Source organism: Leptospira adleri, from assembly GCF_002811985.1.
GTDB classification, from domain to species: Bacteria; Spirochaetota; Leptospiria; order Leptospirales; family Leptospiraceae; genus Leptospira; species Leptospira adleri.
Genome location: NZ_NPDU01000018.1, coordinates 42,701 through 63,038 on the forward strand (window position 1 = coordinate 42,701; position 20,338 = coordinate 63,038).

The window sequence follows — 20,338 nt, forward strand, 5'->3', positions numbered from 1 at the left end:
CGACCGATCCGGAAGGAACGAAATCCCCTTTAGAGTTCCATTCTCTTGGCGTCTCGCCAGAGTCTGTCCAAATTGTAGTATTCCCTTTTTTCGGGAGTCATGATATGAATGATGATTTCACCGAAGTCGAGCAGGGTCCAGCCGGATGTCGCAGAGGTCCCGGTTTTGTCCGCTTCCTTGTGGGAAAGTTTAAATTCTTTTAATGTTTTTCTTACTTCTCTTGCGACGGCGTTTGCCTGAACGGCGGAGTTCACGGTGCAGATCACAAAATAGCTCAGATAGCTGTTGACGCTTTCCAAGTTGAGTATGCTGATCTCTTCGCATTTTTTATCCACCATGATGTCGTGGATGATCTGAAGAATTTCTTTGGTAGTGGGTGTTTGTTTCGGAGCGGAATTCATGAAAATTATTTTCTCGGTTCGTAATCGGAGCCGACGACGACGGTAGCGTCCAAGCCCTGATCCTTTCTCAATACGTGGTGCACTTCCGCTTTTTCCAAAACGGTAGAGATTCTATCCATGATCGCGGTGTTGCCCGAGCGGTCTATCACAACGGTTTTCGGAAACCCTTTTTTCCAAGCGTTGTCGGCCGCCAAAACTTTGATTCTTTTATCGGAAAGAATGCTACGCACGTCTTTTGCAAGGCCGGCCACTTCGGTTCCGTTCAAAACTTCGGTTCTTCCGAATTCCGCGTCGGCGAAAACGTCCGAGTTCATGTCCTTTGAAAATTTACGAAAGGCGACTCTGGCTCTCGCGATATCGGTTTTGAGATAAGTTTTTTTTGTCTTAGGGTCATTGAGCGGTTCGCCCGGAAGTTCGGAGATGCCGAATTGAATTCTTCTGGAATTAACGAACTTGACGAGGCTGATAAAATCTTCTTTGGAAAGGTCGGTTTCTACGAGGCTATGCGCGAAGATCAGAAGAGGGTTTGTGAGGAATTCTTTTCTCTGATTTAGAGTTTCGTAAAGAGTCAGGACGACGCTTTCTTCCCGGCTGATACGATCCAGATAATCCAGATTCTCCTTTTTATCCATCGTGACAGCGTAGTCGTAGACGTCCTGACCCGACATCGTATAAACCCCGTCCTGGCGATTGTACTCGGAAGAATTTCGAACGGTCCTATTGTCCATGTAGATGCTCAAGCCGCCGAGGAGATCCACGATTCGAATCCAATTCGAAGCGGAGAGGCTGATCGTATAATGAGGTTTGGTTCCGATGAGATCGGTGACTGCGCTTTTTACCGAAGACTTTGCCCCCGATTTGAGGAGGTCGAGAGAATCGTCCGGGTCGTCGAAAGAAGTGATCGGATGGATGAAATAGAGAGCGCAACGATTGTTCGAAGGAAAGAGGGTCGCTAAGATTCCGAATTCGTATTCTTCGGAATCGCCGACGGCATGAAATAGAAAGTAGATCGGTTTGCCGGCGGCGATTTTTTCTTCCAGACCGGTTCGATTGAATTTGCTGATGAGAAAGATGAGTGCGGAAAATAAGAGGATCCCGGCTGCGATATAAAGCAGCCAACCCGATGTTTTTTTAGAAGATTCTTTCGACTCCAATTCTGTGCCTCGATTCCATTTCAAACCGGAAAAGCTGACTGTCAAACGGTTATTTTATCCGATTCTTTTGCGTTTGTAGAACGATCGAAACGAGTAACTTGCGGCAGGCTTTGAGAACGATGAAAGATTCTTCCTTTAGATTGGCGCAAAAAAAATCTGCATCGAGAAGGATCACATTTTGCCGAGGAACTTCGAAACAACTCAGGATTTGAGTTTTCCTCGATGAAAGAAAAAAATCGAAACGGGGCCCGTCTAAAACGGGCTTTGGGCAATTCGATAAGAAGGAATTTTCTAACCGAATTTGAATGCGGGAAAGAATGATATATTCGGTATAAGTTCGGGCGTGCCTCTCGCGGAATATTCCTTATTTAGAATATTGTTTTTAAGGAGGCGCTTCGAGTCGCGCGCTTACGGGCTCGCGGATTCCCGCTCGTCCTCTTCGAGGACGCTTCGCGCCCTTCAGCCCGCTCACGCGAAGAAAAAATCAAAATGAGCCCGGGTGAGCTGACTCTTTTTTAGGCGAGGTCGATATTTTGCGAATTCCGATCCGAGTCGATCGAGCGAGTGGTTGCAGGTTCCGCCCCTTTGGATGAAGGAATATGCAGTTATTTGAATGTTCTTTTGCGCGAAGAGGGTTCCCTTATTTTTTGCCTGATGAACTTTGAAGATGCGGCAGAGCCTTAGTCGAATCCGTTTCGAAAGATTAAAAGTCGGAAGTCCGTAAGTTTTGAAAATTCAAGACGATTTTGTTCGAACGGCGAACGTGGCGCTGTCTTTGTAAGAGAAAAAGGAATTCCTCGTGAAAGGTTTGTCGGGAAGGAATTTCTGGAAAATAATAGGATTTTTGAAAAAAATTGACCGAAAGCGCGTTCTCTGGAAGGAGTTGGGAACCGTAAGGGATATGGGATATTTAACTTTCAGAGAAGACGAAGAGATCTCTTCTAGGCTCCAAGAGGATCGGATGGAAACCGTAACTCTGTTGATTCCTGAGAGCACTTTGGATCGCTGGTGTGAAAAAAACGCAAAGGTTCTACCGAAAAAGATTCCTTATTTGTTGAGGACTTACGGAAAATATCTGACTGCGACGAACCGTCTTGGAGAAAAGGCGGGGAGGACATTGTATCAGTCGAGCCCCGGAAAGGGAAAAATGAAACGGGTCAATATCCGTTTGAGCGCCGGAAGTTGGACTTTTTTAGGAATGCTCGCTCAGGCTCACGGGGTTTCCCGTTGTTATCTCTTTAATTATCTGCTTTGGTTGGAAGAGCTGGGAGTTGGAGATTCTATCGTGGAAACTGTGAATGCGGGAGCTCCCACTTTTCACAGATATTACAGCTATATCCTCCACCTCGATCTACTTGACAATCGGGTATTTTGTCGGCTTCAAACCGATCCTGCCTCCCTTTTTTACGTATTAGACTACAGGGATTGGTTTCCCGACTAACGAATCGCATTTCCCTTTCCGGGAAATGCGGGAAAAGGAAATTTAAAACGAAAAGTCTCTTAGTTCGTCCAAAACAAAGATCGGACGTCATCGGCCTATTTCAAACAACGAACCCCGGCGTAATTGCTCAAATGGTCCCAACGAATCTCACCTTTGAAAACATCCAAATTATAGGCCCCGTTTTCTCCCATCGAAATCGACGAAGACCAGTATCGTTTGTCTTCGTCGTTAGAGGTCCAGGATTCGGTTTCTCCGCTTTCGTAAGAATCTTCCAATTCTTCAATCGTAGGAAGACGAAGGTCCCTCGAACTACAGATCTGACTTGCTTGATACCAGTTAAAACTTCCTCTCGCGGATTCCCAATACGTTTCCTTTTGAGAAGGTTGTCTTTTTGTTTTCTTCTTAGCGAATTCTGAAGTTGGAATATTCGATAAGTTGAATGTTTTTTGATCGGACGAGCCGAGGGTTGTCTGGTTTTCTACAAAATGAATGTTCAGGAGTTTTTTGAATTCACCGTTCGGATTCGGAAGTTTGACCGCCGTCTCTAAAATGTCCTTTAACTTGGACTTTGCTGAACCCCAGAAAAGTCCTGTCTTGGATTCCCAATCGGCGCCAAGCTGGTGACTGTTGATGATCTGAGTCGGATTCTGCGTTTCTAAACCTTCGTGCAAAAGAGAATTCAATTGTTCTTGAAGAGAAATCGGCTCTTTGAGTTTTTGATTCACTCTTCTGATTTCTTTTTTAATTCTTTCGATTTGAGAAAGACCGGCGAATTCGGACTTCGCCAAGGTCACGATTCCGTCCCGAAACGCTTCGTGAATCGCGTTTTGATGTTCTTCCTTTTCCCTTTCCGTGGAAGACAATGCTTCCGCGGTAAATTCCTTTTCGATTCGAAGAAAAAGAGTATCCAAACGATTCGTAAGATGAGACCGGCCGGTTTTTTCCGAAACCTCCGCTTTTTTCTGGATGATTTCTTTGTAAGATTTGTACTGGTTCCCCGTTTTGGAAGAGAGATCCTTCAAAAGTGTTTCATACAATTTGGAGGCGAGAGAAAAATCAAAAATCGAATAAGCCTGATCGGCTTCTTTTTCCTTTAAGGAAAACAGAGCGGATTCCACCTGATCCTTTCTTTCCTGGATGCTCTGTTGGATTTGAATTTGTCTGTGTTTTTCGGGCACTTTTGAAGAGTATTCTTCGGCTAACAAGACATAGGCGTTTAGATGCTTTTCGAGATCTTCCGGAGTTTGCTTTTTGTTTTCGAAAAGATTCCGGTCTAAGTCGTTTATCTTTTCCTTATATTCCAAACTGTAGTTATTGGTGATGCTCGTTTGAATTTGTCTGATAAACGATCCTAATTTTTTGCGCGATTCTTCAGAGAGTCGATCGTCGAACGCGTGTAAGATGCGCGAGTAAATCTCGGTAGATTCCGAATAGTCCTTGGAAAGCGCGTATTTTGCGGCCTGATCCAATTCTTCCTTTATTTCTTCCAGAACTCCTTCTAAAATTTTATCGGAAGTTTTAAATTCCATAGAATTGAGATTCGTCCCTGGAACCGGTTTGATTTTTAGAAACGCGACGCTCATGTTTCCGCTCGCGGACGCAGGAATTTGATTGAAGTCCGGATTGTATTTCGGATCTAAAAGTTTTCTTCCCGATTCTCCGGCGTAGTAATCCATAAGAAACTCGGGAAACTCCATCTGAAACGTGGACTTGATGGAATAAGACAAAGTTTTAGAATCTCTCGTTTGATTTCGAAGAGATACATAGATCAGGCCGTTTTTAGAGGAGATCGTTCCGGAAATGACTTCGTTTGCGTCGATCGCGTCGGCGATCTGTTTGATGCAAATCTCATCCGAGCAATCCATCTTTTGAAGAGCTTCGACTTGTTTGTAAAGAATGATCATGGATTCGTCGTCCACGATCGTATATTTTCCTTCGAAGTTGTGGAGGACTGAATTGATGATTCCGTTTCTAAAACGGTTTTCCAAACCGGCGTTGAGATTTCCTTCCAAGGTCAATTTATGGACATAAATTTTAGACGGTTTCGCCTGTGCAAAGATCGAGAAGGGCATCCATAAAAAAAGAAACAGAAAAGGAAACCATAAGCTCATCTTGATCACCCTATTTTTGTATAGAATGATTTCGAAAATTTGAAAAGTAAACAATTATTTGAATCTACTAAAATGAGATTTACTTTCTTCTATAAAAAGACATTTTGGAACGGTAAAAAATCGGATGGAAGGAAAGGCCCGCGTCTCTTGATTTCGAAAAAAAGTCTCTCGATTCTAATTCTTTTCCTAACTTCTTGGGGAACCGTGTCGTCCGAACCCCTTTCTAATTTCGCATTTTACAATCTCAAAAAGGAAAGAATCGTTCTTTCCGATTCTCTCAGGGAATTTTCGAAAAAGGATTTGCTGATTCTTAACTTTACGGGTTCTACCTGTAAACCTTGTAAAGAACAGGTTCCGATCCTGCAGCGTCTTACCAAACAAGCCAATCTTCTTTCTCAAAGAGGTCATAAGGTGAAACTTTGGATCGTCTTTGTGGGGGACGATTTTGATACCGGGAAAGAATATTCTAAAATTCTAAAATTGGAAAAAGAAACCGAGACGTTAGTCGATCCTCTTGCTTCGAGTTATGATCAGGCGAAAATCAACGGATTGCCTACGGTGTTTGTTCTCGACGGAAAACAAGAAATTCTTTTAAGAATCGAAGGTTTCACCGAAGCGGGCAACGTTTCACTTGAGAATTTTCTAAATTCTTTCACAAAGCGGGAATGAGATCCCTTATAAAATTTTATTTCTCGAGATCACCTTAGAACGCAATGGACTGCGGACAAAATTCTTATCCTTCGAATGTTTAAAAATAAGAATGGAAACATTCAGCGGATGAGAAATCGGACCAATCGACGACCATGCTTTACGAAAAATCGAAAATCTTTTTTTATACCTTTTTTCTTTCCTCGAGATAAGAATGCCAGAAAAGCATCGTTGCGATCGAACGATAAGGCTCCCATTTTTCTCCGAGCTTTATTATCTTTTCCGAAGGTGTCTTCGCCGGAAGTCGTTTGACTTTTTTTAGAGATTGAAGCAACGCAAGATCTCCTATCGGAAAAACATCGGTCCGATGAAGGGACATCAAAAGAAATACGTCCACGGTCCAGTTTCCGATTCCCTTTACGGAAGTGAGCCGTGTCCGAATCGATTGGTCCGGAAGGTCGGCCAAATGAGATAGAACGATCCGTTTTGAAAGGACCGCGTTCGCGAGCTCTCTCGCGTAGAGCGTTTTTTGTCTGCTGAAGTAACATTCCCGAAGTTGCGCGTCGCTTAACAAAACGATTTTTTTTGCGGTTACGTTTCCGATTCTTTTTTTGAGTTTGTCCAACGCGGCCTTTGCGGAAGCGAGCGAGACCTGTTGTTCCAAGATGATATGGATCAGAGTTTCGAAATTCGGTTTTCGACTCCAAAAAGGCGGATAACCGTATTTTAAAAAAATAGAATGTAGATCCGAATCGATTTCAAACAAACGATCGCAGATCTTGTAAAATTCTTCTTTGTCAAAGGTGCGGATCATAGGATGAAATCATCGAATTCAAAAAATTGAATTTCTTTTTAACGGATTTCGGAAACTTCTTTTTCGTTCGGCGCGCTTTCACGAAAAACGATTTTTAGGTTTCCGCCTACTTTTTTATTTTTTTGTTGATCGCTTGCTTATTATTTGTTTAGTGTTCCTTATGAATGCCAAACGTCCCGCAGCTTTAGGTTTTATCTTTGTTACCGTTCTTATCGACGTGATCGGATTCGGAATCATCATTCCCGTTCTTCCGAAATTGATTCAGGAATTGACCCACGGTTCGTTGAGCGACGCCGCCCTTACGGGCGGGATGCTGATGTTTGCGTATTCGCTCGTTCAATTTGTGTGCGCGCCTTTTGTGGGAAGTCTGAGCGATCAATTTGGAAGAAGACCGGTTCTTCTTGCTTCCTTGTTCGGATTTACTTTGGATTATTTATTCTTGGCGTTTGCTCCTTCCATCTTTTGGCTGTTTGTCGGGCGCGTGATCGCAGGCGTAATGGGCGCCAGTTTTACGACCGGTTACGCATACATCGCCGATATCAGTCCGCCTGAAAAACGGGCGGCTAATTTTGGAATCTTAGGAGCCGCCTTCGGTCTCGGCTTTATCATCGGTCCGGTTCTCGGCGGCCTTCTAGGACAGTACGGATCCAGGGCACCTTTTTTGGCGGCCGCAGGTCTGACTCTGATCAACTGGCTTTTCGGATTTTTTATTCTACCGGAATCCTTATCCAAGGAGAATCGAAGGAAGTTTGAATGGACAAAATCGAATCCGATCGGTTCTCTCCTCAGCCTAGAACGTTATCCTATGATCTTAGGATTGGTGGCCGCTTTTTTCCTAATCAATACGGCCGCCCACGCAGTTCAGGGAACTTGGAATTATTATACGATGGAAAAGTTTCAGTGGGACGAAGAGATGGTCGGGTATTCCCTCGGCGTAGTGGGATTCGTTTATGCGCTTACTCTCGGAGTGCTGATTCGATTGATTCTTCCGGTGCTCGGTCAGAATCGGAGCATCTACTTGGGTTTGACTTTGAGCGGACTCGGATACGCGTTATTTGCGCTTGCTACGGAAAGTTGGATGATGTTCGTGTTTTTGATTCCTTATTGTTTTGGAGGAATCGCGATGCCTCCTTTGCAGGGAATCATGTCTTCTCAGGTTCCGGAGAACGAACAAGGAGAATTACAAGGGGCGCTTACGAGTTTGACGAGCGTCACCGCGATCATCGGTCCGCTGTTGATGACCGGACTGTTCTCGTATTTTACCGGAAAGAACGCGCCTTTTTATTCTCCGGAGGCGCCTCTCTGGATGGGAACCGCGTTGACCGCGCTGAGTCTTTGGATCGCGGTCGGATCTTTGAGAAAACACCATTCTTAGATTCGAATTTAGGGGATAGATTACGCTCGGGAGAAAGAGTATGCGAAAATTATTAAATTTGAATATACTTATATTCAAAACGAGGGCGGAGGCGTTCTGTTTTTTGTCCTTGTTTCTTTTTTGCGGATGTTATACTTTTCCCCGCGAGAAACCGTCCGTGATTCCTCCGAATCAGAAAATTCTTTTGGGTTACATCAATCAGGACGGCCAGGTTTTTTCTTCCAAGATCGGAGTGAAAACGAAATACAAGGAAGCGGAGGAGAAGCTCAATCTTTTCGAGGAAAAAGTCCACAGACCTCTTCTGGAGCGTTTTGATAGACGAATCGAGGAGATTAAAAAACACGGATTGGAGCTGGAGAAAAACAGCACTTCGGTCAAAAGACAATTGGTGGCGGCCGTTTTGATCGCGCTGATCGTTCCGATTCCGGGAGCCGTGGAAACGGTTTTGACCGTGGGTTTGATCACGATCGCTTATCGAAAAATTCGGGAGAAAAAAGAGGATCAAATCGCAAAAGCCGCCGTGGAAGAATTGATTCAAAACTGCGAGACCGCAAAAGAAAACCTTTCTTCCTTTCGTAAAAACAAACTTTCGGACTTTGTCCTCAATTGGAGAAAAGAATTCAGAAAGGAGGAAAATCACGTCGTAAGTCATTCGGATTCGACAGATATAAGAATCTACGATCTCGTGAACGAGAAGTTTCAGAAGGACGCGGAATGGCTGAAGTCGCAGGCGGAAACGGAACTTGCGCACGCGAATCTTTATTGTTCGCAAGAAATCAATTTTGCAAAAGCGGAAGTAAGGAAATAGTTTCGTTCCGGGTAAGAGCGGGGAATTCCTTTTTTCTTTCAAATCCTCCTTTTCAAAATGTTCTCATAAGAAAGTCTAAGTTCTATCTATGAAAATCATCTCCTCAGTTCTCAAAGACCTCGGCGATAATTTCCGAGTTCGAAGAATTCTTCCCTCCTTCGAGGCGCGTCACGTAGGCCCCTTTGTTTTTGTGGATCACATGGGCCCTGTTCCGATTCTTACCGGTAAGGAACTTGTAGTTCGCGCGCATCCTCATATCGGTCTTGCGACGATCACTTATCTTTACGATGGAGTGATTCTTCATCGGGACAGCATCGGAACCGAGGTGCCTATTCGTCCTTTCGAAGTCAATTGGATGACAGCGGGTTCCGGGATCGCACACAGCGAACGTTCTCAGTTGGATCCTCATTTTTCTTTTCTCGAAGGAATTCAAACTTGGGTCGCTCTTCCCAAAGCATCGGAAGAAGTGGACGCCGAATTTTTTCATTTAGATCGGGAACAGATTCCGATTCTCTCCGGTGATCTCTGGGAGTTACGTCTTGCCGCGGGAGAGTTTTTAGGAGAACGTTCTCCGGTGAAAGTTTATTCTTCTCTTTTTTACGGAGACTTAGAGGCAAAAGCCGGCGCAAAAGGAGAATGGAAGATTCCTTCCGATCAAGAATCCGCTCTTTACGTTTCTCGCGGGAGTTTGGAAGTTCACGGTAATAAGGTCGAAGTCGGACAAATGGCCGTCTTTGATTTGGGGGAAACCGTTTCTTTTTCCTCGAAGGACGGTGTGCGCGCCATTCTTCTTGGAGGAGTTCCTCTTCCCGAGAGACGTCATCTCTGGTGGAATTTTGTTTCGACTTCCTTGGAAAGAATCGAAAGGGCAAAATTAGAATGGAAGGAAGAACGTTTTCCAGTCGTTCCCGGAGAAGTGGATCGAATTCCTCTTCCTCCCGGTTGAGGGACGTTTTTTGAGAAAAGTATGAGTTCCTACTTTTTTCGAATCGGACGGGATGATTACGATCGCGAGAGGGGGAGTTCCCGCGTTTGCCCTTCTTTTGGACGGGCGCTTTTGTTGAAAAAGTAGGAACTCATACTTTTTTACGAATTTTACGATGGGCGTCGTTGCCATTTTTCTTCACGAATGATTTGTTTTACCAAAGAACGCGGGAACTCCCTCGATTCTTTGTTGAAAAAAGTAGGAACTCACACAAAAAATCAAAGAACACCGATCTCCCGGAGGATTTTCTCCGGCGCCGTGTAATTCTGAAATACGGTCGGAACTCCATTCTTCTTTAAGAGATCATTTTCCATACTGTTGATCCCGATAAATCTAAGACCCAATTCTTGACTCGCTCTCCAATCCCAGAGGCCGTCTCCAAAATAAACCACTTCGGAAAAATCTTCGACCGAATGAACTGCTTTGAGTTTCTGCAGAGTTTTCAAAATGATTCCGTTTCTGTTCTGAGCATCCTCGCTGGAAGAGATCGGAAATCTTTCAATCGGAATCTTCGCGTTCTTTGTTTTCACCCGAGCGGGAATCAGCCAACTTCCCGTGATGATTCCCAGAGGCAGTTTTTTCATCTCCAGAGATTCTAAGAATTTTTTAGCGCCTGAAATTTCAGGATAAAGGGAAGAATTTTCTTCGACCGAGCTTCGAATCTTTTCCGTGAATCTTTCTTTGAAGATCGAGAATTTTTCGTCTTCGATTTCTTTTTGGAAATGATGTCTGTGGACGTCCTGAACGACTCCGTCGTCCGTAATGTTCGTAAACATTTCCCAAGGAATTTTCTCCGGATCCAAACCTAAAATTTCCCGGATCGTCTCCCGATAGAATCGATTGTGGTCCGAATGGGAATGGATCAGAGTTCCGTCGATATCGAAAAGAAAACACTTCATTCGAACCATCAAAGAGCGAAGCCGTAAAGACCTACGAATCAAAAAACGAAAGTTTTCAAAAAAAGCATTCGATTCGTATAAAAACGGATTTTTTACCGGAAAATCCAAAAATAAAAATCCGATCCGATTCTTACTATATTCTCAAAGAGAAATCCGATTCAAAACTTCCCAAAAAGATAAGAATCTTAAAATTTAGAATATTATTTTTTTTGAATGTTTACCGGAATCCCGGTAAACGCGGCGTTCCCGGAAAGTTCGTCCAGAGATTCCTCGTCCGTAAGATCGTTGATGCTTACGCCCGCGAATTGTTTGGCGACGTTCAGGCGAACCCCGTTCTTACCGTGTCCGAAGCCGTGCGGAATGCTTACAACCCCGGGCATAATCTCGTCCGTGATTTCGGTAGGAATCAAAATTCTTCCCACTCTGGATTCCACTTGGACTTCCTCCTCTTCGGATATTCCTAAATTCTTCGCGTCGTCCGGATGGATCAAAAGAGTACAACGATTTTTTCCGGTCATAAGTTTCGGCATATTGTGCATCCAGGAATTGTTGTTCCGAAGATGTCTTCTCCCGATGAGGAGAAAGTTTTTTCCTTTTTCGCCTTCGGACCATTCTTCGAATTTTTTTGCGAGTCTCGGAAGGTCGTCTAACACAGGTTTGGGGAGAAGGCGGATCTTTTTGTCTTCGGTGAGAAGTCTTTCCGGAAAACAACTCATGAGAGGACCAAGATCGATTCCGTGAGGGTTTTCTTTTAACAATTGAATGTTGAGCATTCGATTGTGTTTTCCTTTTTCACCGTAAGGTCCGGTTCGAAGCGCGAAATCGATGACCGTCGAAGGTCCGAGTTTGGTAGTAATCAGTTGATCGGGAAGCGGCTTTCCTGCTCTCAAAAGTTCGAGTCTTTTTGTGAGATCGGTAAAAATTTCCCAGTCGTGAAGCATCCCGGGCTCCGGATCAAAGATCGGTTGCGCGTATTTCGTAGTGTTGCGAACCGCAAAGACATTGAAGATCATATCGTAGTGATCGTGTTCCAAAGCGGAAGTCGGAGGGAGAATGTAATTCGCGTGTTGTGTGGTTTCGTTGATGTAAAAATCGACGGAGACCATAAATTCCAAATTTTTCAAACCTTCTTCAAGTTTGGCGCCGTTCGGAGTGGAGAGAACCGGATTACCCGCCGAAGTTACGAAGGCTTTGATTTGTCCTTCTCCCGGAGTGAGCATTTCTTCCGAGAGGGCGGCCACCGGAAGTTCGTCGCTGAACTCGGGAAGTTTTCTCACTCTTGTTTGGAACGTGTTGAATGTTCCGGGAGAACTTTTCAACGCGCCTTTTGGATCGATCGGATCGACGGCGGGGAGGGTGAACATTGCGCCTCCCTTCTTATCCAAATTACCGGTGAGAATGTTCACAAGATTGATGAGCCACTGGGAAAGAGCGCCGAAGGCCTGGGTGGAGACTCCGATTCTTCCGTAACAGACCGCGCTTTCGGAAGAGGAAAAATCCAGAGCGATTCTTTCTATGGTCGACGCGGGAACACCGGTCGCCTTTTCCACTTTCGAGGGAGAATATTTCGAAGCGAGATCGTGAATGAAAGAAAGATCCTTCGAATCGAAAAGAGAAGAAGGTTTTACTAGATTCTTCTCAAAGAAAACATGCAAGATTGCTAATAGAAAAAAAGCGTCGGCGCCCGGGCGGATAAAAACGTGTTCGTCCGCGTGGGTTGCGGTTTCCGTTTTTCTCGGATCGATGACGATGAACTTTCCTCCTCTTTCCTGGAGTTCTTTTAATCTTTTTTTTACGTCGGGAACGGTCATAAGACTTCCGTTCGAAGCGAAGGGATTTCCGCCTAAGATGAGAAAGTATTTCGTATGATCGATGTCCGGAATCGGAATGAGGAGCTGATGACCGAACATAAGATAGGAAAGAAGTTGATGAGGAAGTTGATCCACCGAAGTCGCAGAATAATGATTTTTAGTTTTAAGACGATTGGAAAATCTCTGACCGAAGAGCATGGAGCCGTAGTTGTGAACGTTCGGATTTCCGTTGTAGACGGCGACTGAATCGTTCCCGTATTTATTTTGAATTTCAAAAAGCGCCTTAGCGGTTTCCGAAAGGGCTTCCACCCAGGAAACTTGAATCCAACCGTTCGGGGTTCGTTTGAGAGGAAATTTAAGACGATCGGGATCTTCGTATAGATTTTTGAGTTCGGGGCCTTTGGCGCAGAGATGACCTCGACTGAAAGGATCGTCCTTGTCGCCGCGGATCGCGGAAATTTTACCGTCTTCTACTTCGATGCGTAAGCCGCACATAGCTTCGCAGAGGGTGCAAGAACGAAAGTGGGTTTTTTGACTCATGAATTTCCTCTCAAAAGACGGATTTGATGGAATCCGAGATTTGAAAATCAGCAAGAATTTTATCCGATTTCTTCGGGGAGACAAAGAAATAAATTTTGGCCGCATCCGCCAAACGCGGAGAAAACGAAGAGGCGTTCTTAAGAGGGCGGACCGGGCCGAGTCCGGCCTCGCGGATTCCCGCTCGGTCTGGTAAAAGGGCGTTCTAAGAGACGAAAGGCGCTTCTTTTTTTACCAGACCAAGGCCTTCCTGTCCCTTGCGGATGGAAAACAGGGACCTTGTTTTGCGACCAAGAGGTCGGAACTCCGTTGTTTGTTTTCGACATTTCTCTAAAAAGTAGGAACTCATACTTTTACTGAGAACGCTAAAATCTTCCTAAAAACAATCCGGAAGTAGGAACTCATACTTTTACTGAGAACGCTAAAATCTTCCTAAAACAATCCGGAAGTAGGAACTCATACTTTTACTGAGAACGCTAAAATCTTCCTAAAACAATCCGAAAGTAGGAACTCATACTTTGAAAGAAGAAGTCTTTGTTCTCACTAGATTCTCTTAATGTGGGAACTCCCTGAATGGATCGTAAAGGAGGTTTGATTCTTCCTTGTTTTCTTTCAAAAGTAGGAACTCATACTTTTCTTAAAAAAGGACGCCGGCTTTTCGGAAATTCTTCGAATGTAGGAACTCCTTCATTTCCAAAAGACTTCCCAGAAAGGAGAGGGCAAAAAATCTTTCCAAATATGTCCGACGATTCCGAACTCAATCGCAAACTACAAAAGGAATTTTCGGAGGCGTTTTACTCAGAGTTTAAGGAATTCTTTGGAGAAGAAAAAGAACACGGATATGAACTCTATTCTCTGAGCGGCGGAGAATCCGGTCCTAAAGGAAGTTGGGCGACCTTTACGATTCGAAACCCTTTAGCGTCCCGTTCGCTCGTCTTTCGTTACGATCCTGAAAATCATTCCTTCTACGCGATGCTCAAGATCCAAGTGATTCCCGGAGAAGAAGACTGGGATCTGGATTCTCTCTTTCGAAGAAAAGGTTATCCCATTCCGGAGTTCAAAGATTCTCTCAAGAACGCGGGAGAATGGATCTTTCATTCGATCGCGAGACATTATCTCAGCGCGATCTTTCAGTATTGCCCGAGAATTCTGGAACCGGATTTCTTTCCGACAACCTAAGACTCCCGTTTTATTTTCAAAAGTAGGAACTCATACTTTTGAAAATAAAAGGACAACCCCCGGAAATTTAAAATCCAACCAAGAAGAATCGTTTGATCTCAACCAAAAAATCGAGCAAGAATGGGAGCTCTGGTTTATAAAATTATTATTATATTCTATAAATGAAATACGATTACGGACGAGGCGCTTCCTTAGGAGGGCTTTTTGCAGTCTTATAGGCCTATCTAAAGGTAGAAAAAGTAGGAACTCATACTTTTTTCAATCTTAGAGAAAGATTCCAATTCTCACAAAAAACGGACGCGACGTAATTCGTAGGAACTCACACAAAAAACATTATATTTTTATAAACCGGAAATCTTTTCTGATTTTTGGGCTTTAGAGCGGATCCTCGATCCAAGACTCACTTGGAAGTTTCTTGGATCTTTTTGAATTCCATGAGATCGATGAAGATTTCCTTATAACGAAGTTCATCTTCGGAAAGTTTTCCTTTTTTGTTCAAAAGTTTCGGATAGTACTGTTCAATCTCAGAGCGAATCAGTTTGATTCCATCCGCCGCTTTCAACTTCGCATTTTTCTTCCTTAAAAGACGATAACAATCAACGGCCCCGTTTCGAATCGCCGCTAAGATCGGTGTCATTTTGGGAGTGGGCTGTGTTTTCAAATATCCGTAATCCGGCTGGAGTTCGTCAATATCGTATCCAAAAGAAATCAATAACTCCAGTGCGGCGGGACAATTGGATGACGCGGCGCTGATAATGGGAGAACCCGAAGTATCCGGCTCGGCAAGTCCGTTATCTCGAATTCCTCCCTCTAAAAGAATTTTGAGATATTCTATATCGCAGAAATGCGCGGCGCTTTCTAATTCGTGTCCGTTTTCACTGACCCCGTTTTTTACCAAATAGCGAAACATTTCTAAACGCCGTAAATCTCTTGCTAATCTCAGAATTCTCGGATGGGAAGATCCGGGTTTTAGGAGTAATTCCAAAGCCTTTGGCTGGTTGGTTTCGATAGCGATTTCTATCGCAGAAGGAATCTTATAAATTCGGGTACAGGAATTATAATGACAAAGCGGGTTCGGGTGATCGACTACGTGGTATTCGTGTTCGATTTTTCGAGCGTTCGGATCGGCCCCTTTCGAAAGAAGAATTTGGATTCGATCCAAATCCCGGATTAAAACCGAGTCGATCAGTTGTTCGTCGATGTCCTCCGACTTCGTTTGAGCGACGCCGGCTTGGATCGAAATAAGAATAAAAATAAGAATTGTATAAACTTTCACGTAAGACTTCATAACTTGCCGAAATTTCATTTCGACTTTATAACCACTGAAGAATCCGGAACGTGTATCACTTTTATCCGGTTCTCATCTTTTGATAAGATCAAACAATTCTCCCGGAATTCCGACTCCATTTTTCTAAGTCCGCAAAGATCGGTCGGAAAAAGATTTTCCGTCAATGAAGGAAAAAGCCCTTTTTAGGAAATTCTTGAACGAAATTTTCGAATCTTAGAATGGAAGGGTAAGGTGGAGCGCCAATCGACTAAACTCCAGGTTTTCGGAGTTCCGACCTCAGATTTCGAGTGGAATTCTTATCAAAATTCTTCCTTTAAAAAATTGACAAAAATCGGGGTTTACACCAGGAGGCTTCCGAAATTTTTGGTCTTAGAATGGAAATCCGCAATATCGCTATTATCGCCCACGTTGACCATGGGAAAACCACCCTCTTAGACGGAATCCTCCGTCAGACCGGAGCAGTCACTGCCAAAGAAGACACGGATCGGATCATGGACTCCAATGACCTGGAAAAGGAAAAAGGAATTACGATCAAAGCAAAGAACACCGCCGTCGTTTATAAAGGAACCAGAATCAACGTCGTTGACACCCCGGGCCACGCGGATTTCGGCGGGGAAGTGGAACGTGTACTTTCTACTGCGGATTCCTGTCTTCTTCTCGTGGATGCTTTCGATGGGCCGATGCCTCAGACACGTTTTGTTCTCGGCAAATCCCTTCAACTCGGCCACAAACCCATTCTCGTCATCAATAAGATCGATCGTCCCGGAGCAAGACCGGAAGCGGTCGTGGATATGGTCTTTGATCTCTTTTCCGACTTAGGAGCCACCGACGAACAATTGGATTTTCCGATCGTTTACGCTTCTGCGAAACAAGGTTGGGCTGTGAACAATCTGAGCGACGCTCCGGGAACAAATCTGGATCCTCTTTTGGATACGGTTCTCAGTCACGTTCCTCCGGTTCAGGCCGACAACGAAGCTCCTCTTCAATTTCAAGTCACTTCCTTGGATTATAACGACTACGTAGGAAGAATCGCCGTAGGAAAAATTTACGCCGGAAAGATGGCCCTTGGAATGAACGTGATCCAATTGGCCGCAAAAAAATCGGATACGGCCGTTCCCGCGGATACGACCCTATTTCGCATAACAAAATTATACAACTTCGAAGGTCTCAAAAGAAACGAAGTCAACACAGCGGAGGCGGGAGACATCATCGCGATCGCAGGACTTCCCGATGTATTTATCGGAGATACGATTTGCGAACCTGGAAAGCCCGCTCCAAGACCGGCGATCGAAGTCGAAGAACCGACGGTTTCCATGTATTTTATGGTAAACAATTCTCCGTTTGCCGGAAAAGAAGGAAAGTTCGTAACCACTCGTAACATCCGTGAACGTTTGGACCGAGAGTTGGAAACCAACGTAGCGATGAGATTGGAAGAAACGGAAGACAAGGATCGTTTTAAGGTTCTGGGACGCGGAGAACTTCATTTATCCGTTCTTATCGAAACGATGAGAAGAGAAGGATTTGAGATCCAAGTGTCTCGTCCGGAAGTAATCTTAAAGTCCAACGAACAAGGTCAGAAATTGGAACCTTACGAGTATTTGGTGATGGACATTCCCGATCAGTTCACCGGGCAGATCATCTCCGAACTCAACAGAAGAAAAGGCGAACTTCAATTGATGGACGCGCATCCGTCCGGAATGACCCGAGTAGAATTCGTAATACCGACCAGAGGAATCATCGGTTTCAGAGGTTACTTTATTTCTGAAACGCGCGGTGAAGGCGTGATGTCTTCCCGTTTCCTTCGTTTCGACGTTTACAAAGGAGATATTCCAGGTCGTAAGAACGGCGCCCTGATTTCTATGGACTCCGGAGAATCCACCGCCTACGCTCTCTGGAAGATTCAGGAAAGGGGAGAGTTGGTGATCGGACCGAATACAGCCGTTTATCCCGGAATGATCATCGGAATTCATTCTCGCGAGAACGATCTTGAAGTGAATCCGGTAAAAGAGAAAAAGCTGAGTAACGTTCGTTCCTCCGGCGCGGACGAGGCGATTCGCCTGGTTCCTCCCAGAAAGTTTTCTCTCGAACAGAACATCGAATTCTTGGACGACGACGAACTTTTGGAAGTAACTCCTCAGAGCTTACGTCTTCGTAAGAAATTTCTCGACGCGAATATGCGTAAACGCAACAAGTAATCGCGAAAAACCGCGGGCCCTAAAAAGTCTGCGGTTTTTTTTACCTTCTTCCTTCCTCTTTTCAACTCAAGTCCTCCGTTCTTCCGTTTTCCTTTCAAAAACTTCGATTTGTTTTTCACTTTTTCTAACAATCATTAGGCGAGGAACCGTTTTTATTCTCCTAACAATTCTGCGTTAGTCGTCATTTTAACCACTAAGTCTGAAATTCCTTGGAATATTCTATTTATTGAATGTGAATTATCGAGATCAGGAATGTCGATTTATCATTCGTTTATATTTTTCTATGATCTCAAAAAAAAGAACGGATATAATAAAAAGAATCGGGCTTCAACGTAAACATTTTGCCTTATATGATTTCGAAGTGCTTATCTTTTAGGCTAAATTAAATTTCCAAAAAAATCTTAAAAAAAATGTCCATCTTAAATTTCTGTTACGTATATAAATGGAAAGATCGAAGAGCAAAGTGTGTCTAAGCTCTACGTTATACGTCGATTGCTATTTGAATTTGACGGAGGGCTCATTGATAAAACTTCCGATAATGAATTTGGAGAAAGCGTGAAAGCTTTTATAAGAGATATTTGGTTTCATAGAAAATCGGAGATCCAATCTCTCAATGGACTCCGCGCTCTCGCAATGATTCTAGTGATCTTGAATCACTACGCGCTCGTTTGGGAAGAATTGGGAACGTTTCATTCCGAATCTTTTTTTTGGTCTGGCGTGGATCTTTCCTTTGTTCTCAGCGGCTTTTTAATCTCTATGGGTTTGTGGAAGGATTGGAAGAAAAACGGAAAGATCAACTTTAAAAACTTCTATCTCAAAAGAACTCTTCGCATCTTTCCTTCTTACTTTATCTTTCTTACGATCAGTCTTACCTTCTTGGTCGTCGCGTTGGAGGTCTCTCGGAGAAACGAAATGCTGCAACAGACAAATCGTTTGAGCTTATCCTTGATGAATTCTTGGGGAGATTTCGTTTTTCTCGGTAACTACTTCCAAGGATTCAACATTCATACCTGGTCCTTATCCATGGAAGAGCAGTTCTATATGATTTTTCCTTTTTTCTGCGGTTGGCTTTTATTCAAAAGAGGTCCCAAAGCGAGACAGTGTTTTTTGTGGCTTCTTGTTTTGATTCCTACCTTGACGCGATTTTGGATTTACGGAAGGACGGAGTATCCTTCTTCTCCCGGTTATTATCAAGAGATCTATTTCCCTTTTCATACTCGATTCGACTCTATCGTCGTCGGAGTGATTGCGATGGATATTTATACGAACCACAAGCGCATCGTGGATAAACTAAAACAAAACGATTTCGTTTATTACGGTTGTCTGGTCTTTTTTCTTTCCCTACTGTTCGGCGCGCATTGGATCCACGGGGGTATGGATAATGTTTTCACTCACACGATCAAATATAATTTTTTGAATTTAGGTTTTGCGGGGATTCTGACGCTTTCGATCGTTCGGTTCGAAGGATTTCTGCACAAATTTTTGAGTCTGAGATTATTCGTTCCGATCGCAAGATTGAGTTTTACGATCTATCTCTGGCATCTCGTTTTGATAGGAGTCGCCATTTCAATCCTCGGCATCAAATCGGAGCCGGAATCTTTATTGGTATTCTTAACCCAATTCGCGTCCGTCTTAGTCTTGATCGTTCTTTTGGCGATTCCGCTTTATATTCTTATCGAATATCCGTTTCAGAAATTGCGTTCCAGAATGATTTCGAAATAAGAAGATCGAAAAGATATTATAATTTTCTAAAATTACCTCTCGTTCTTTAACTTCTCGATTTCCCTGATCAACTCTTCCTTGCTCACGTTCGGATCCGACTTTAGTTTACGAATCAGTTCGTCCGCGGTCGCTCTTTTGTTGACCGCTTTGTTATCCACCGTTCCTTCCAAAACAACCGGATCTCCGATGGCCGCGGAAAAATTCTTTTTGGATACCGGCTCTAAGGTGGCGGATTGTTGAAAAACTTCTATGATCCTGCAAGGAACCTTGCCGGCTCCGACGAAAAAGATCATTCCCGGTCTGATAAAATCGGTTTTAGAAAATACTGCGACGATTCTATCCTCCACGTTTTCTCCGCCTTTGTAAAAAACCACGCCGCTGATTTCGTTGTCCAACGTTAGTTTCTTTTGATTTACTGTGGTTGTGATTCTTCCTAAAAACGCATTCCCGATTTTACGGTAGATCGTTTTGGAAAATTTCAATTCTCTTCCGTCCGGCGAAATTTCTCCTAGAAGATTTCCGCTCGAAGTGACGTTGCCAACTTCTCTCACCTTTGCGGGAGCTCCCATTTCGTTAAGCTTCCATTTTTTGGGATCGGACTCGCGGGCTCCCATGTGTAGAACGTGATATTCCTGGTATAAGGATTCCTGGAGTAGAATTTCGTTTTGACTCGTGACGACGCCGCCCGATCTGATTCTCCATTCTTCCCTGTTGTCGCTTGCGATAAACGAAAGTCTGACGATCGTCTTCCGTTCAAACGCGAGTTCGCCGTTTGCTTTAGGAAAGATGCTCAGGACTTCGAGTTTAAGTTTTCCGTCCTTGACCCATTCGTTTGTTTCCGAAGAAAGATAAAGACCGCTCAGGTTCGGATCGGAAGGGATGGGCTTCCCCTTTAAGTTGCCTGCGCAGTCGAGAAACGAAAAAGTATATAATAAAATAAGAATATGGATCGTTTTGATTTTCATAAAAG

16 protein-coding genes are annotated in these 20,338 nt (G+C 43.9%); 8 read left to right on the forward strand and 8 right to left on the reverse strand.

The genetic code is table 11. The features are described 5' to 3' along the window. Positions 1-29 precede the first annotated feature (29 nt). Together rsfS and CH376_RS08855 are read right to left on the reverse strand one after the other, a co-directional pair. Positions 30-401, reverse strand: a complete 372-nt coding sequence (rsfS, locus tag CH376_RS08850; protein WP_100787172.1) for a ribosome silencing factor — start codon at positions 399-401, stop codon at positions 30-32. 5 nt (positions 402-406) lie between these two features. After that, positions 407-1,600 (reverse strand): LCP family protein, encoded by a 1,194-nt coding sequence (locus CH376_RS08855; protein WP_165781811.1) that lies wholly within the window; start codon positions 1,598-1,600, stop codon positions 407-409. A gap of 856 nt (positions 1,601-2,456) precedes the next feature. On the opposite strand from CH376_RS08855, the gene CH376_RS08870 reads away from it, so the two are divergent. Continuing rightward, positions 2,457-2,996, forward strand: a complete 540-nt coding sequence (locus tag CH376_RS08870) for a DUF1564 domain-containing protein (RefSeq protein ID WP_100787212.1) — start codon at positions 2,457-2,459, stop codon at positions 2,994-2,996. Between the two features lie 95 nt (positions 2,997-3,091). On the opposite strand, the gene CH376_RS08875 is transcribed toward CH376_RS08870, so the two are convergent. After that, on the reverse strand, positions 3,092-5,107 hold the full coding sequence (locus CH376_RS08875; RefSeq protein WP_100787213.1) for a cag pathogenicity island protein CagA: 2,016 nt from the start codon (positions 5,105-5,107) through the stop codon (positions 3,092-3,094). Positions 5,108-5,254: 147 nt separating this feature from the next. On the opposite strand from CH376_RS08875, the gene CH376_RS08880 reads away from it, so the two are divergent. Further along, positions 5,255-5,776 carry a TlpA family protein disulfide reductase gene (locus CH376_RS08880; protein WP_420843540.1) on the forward strand — a complete coding sequence of 174 codons (522 nt, stop codon included), beginning with the start codon at positions 5,255-5,257 and terminating at the stop codon, positions 5,774-5,776. 163 nt (positions 5,777-5,939) lie between these two features. Here the strand turns inward: CH376_RS08880 and CH376_RS08885 are convergent, their stop codons facing one another. After that, positions 5,940-6,569, reverse strand: a complete 630-nt coding sequence (locus CH376_RS08885) for a DNA-3-methyladenine glycosylase family protein (RefSeq protein WP_100787176.1) — start codon at positions 6,567-6,569, stop codon at positions 5,940-5,942. A gap of 160 nt (positions 6,570-6,729) precedes the next feature. Here CH376_RS08885 and CH376_RS08890 point away from each other — a divergent pair, with 160 nt between their 5' ends. The 3 genes from CH376_RS08890 (at position 6,730) to CH376_RS08900 (ending at position 9,698) form a co-directional block, all read left to right on the forward strand. Further along, the gene (locus CH376_RS08890; protein WP_100787177.1) at positions 6,730-7,944 is read left to right on the forward strand and encodes a TCR/Tet family MFS transporter; all 1,215 of its coding nucleotides are present in this window, start codon (positions 6,730-6,732) and stop codon (positions 7,942-7,944) included. A gap of 40 nt (positions 7,945-7,984) precedes the next feature. Then, positions 7,985-8,752 (forward strand): hypothetical protein, encoded by a 768-nt coding sequence (locus CH376_RS24550; protein ID WP_243394805.1) that lies wholly within the window; start codon positions 7,985-7,987, stop codon positions 8,750-8,752. Positions 8,753-8,840: 88 nt separating this feature from the next. Continuing rightward, positions 8,841-9,698, forward strand: coding sequence for a pirin family protein (locus CH376_RS08900; RefSeq protein ID WP_100787178.1), 858 nt, complete (start codon positions 8,841-8,843; stop codon positions 9,696-9,698). A gap of 257 nt (positions 9,699-9,955) precedes the next feature. Here CH376_RS08900 and CH376_RS08905 read toward each other — a convergent pair whose 3' ends face one another. Both CH376_RS08905 and CH376_RS08910 read right to left on the reverse strand, forming a co-directional pair. Next, positions 9,956-10,744: an HAD family hydrolase gene (locus CH376_RS08905; protein WP_100787179.1), complete on the reverse strand. Its 789-nt coding sequence runs from the start codon at positions 10,742-10,744 to the stop codon at positions 9,956-9,958. A 92-nt stretch (positions 10,745-10,836) separates the two neighbouring features. Beyond that, positions 10,837-12,942 (reverse strand): molybdopterin-dependent oxidoreductase, encoded by a 2,106-nt coding sequence (locus tag CH376_RS08910; protein ID WP_243394808.1) that lies wholly within the window; start codon positions 12,940-12,942, stop codon positions 10,837-10,839. Positions 12,943-13,722: 780 nt separating this feature from the next. On the opposite strand from CH376_RS08910, the gene CH376_RS08920 reads away from it, so the two are divergent. Further along, positions 13,723-14,163, forward strand: coding sequence for a hypothetical protein (locus CH376_RS08920; RefSeq protein WP_100787214.1), 441 nt, complete (start codon positions 13,723-13,725; stop codon positions 14,161-14,163). 400 nt (positions 14,164-14,563) lie between these two features. Here CH376_RS08920 and CH376_RS08925 read toward each other — a convergent pair whose 3' ends face one another. Continuing rightward, the gene (locus CH376_RS08925; RefSeq protein ID WP_100788052.1) at positions 14,564-15,469 is read right to left on the reverse strand and encodes an ankyrin repeat domain-containing protein; all 906 of its coding nucleotides are present in this window, start codon (positions 15,467-15,469) and stop codon (positions 14,564-14,566) included. 356 nt (positions 15,470-15,825) lie between these two features. Here CH376_RS08925 and typA point away from each other — a divergent pair, with 356 nt between their 5' ends. Together typA and CH376_RS08940 are read left to right on the forward strand one after the other, a co-directional pair. After that, positions 15,826-17,646 carry a translational GTPase TypA gene (typA, locus tag CH376_RS08935; RefSeq protein ID WP_100787184.1) on the forward strand — a complete coding sequence of 607 codons (1,821 nt, stop codon included), beginning with the start codon at positions 15,826-15,828 and terminating at the stop codon, positions 17,644-17,646. A gap of 555 nt (positions 17,647-18,201) precedes the next feature. Further along, a complete protein-coding gene (locus CH376_RS08940; protein ID WP_100787215.1) occupies positions 18,202-19,368 on the forward strand; it encodes an acyltransferase family protein in 1,167 nt (388 codons plus the stop codon). Positions 19,369-19,400: 32 nt separating this feature from the next. Here the strand turns inward: CH376_RS08940 and CH376_RS08945 are convergent, their stop codons facing one another. Continuing rightward, on the reverse strand, positions 19,401-20,333 hold the full coding sequence (locus tag CH376_RS08945; protein WP_100787216.1) for an LIC12353 family lipoprotein: 933 nt from the start codon (positions 20,331-20,333) through the stop codon (positions 19,401-19,403). Positions 20,334-20,338 lie beyond the last annotated feature (5 nt).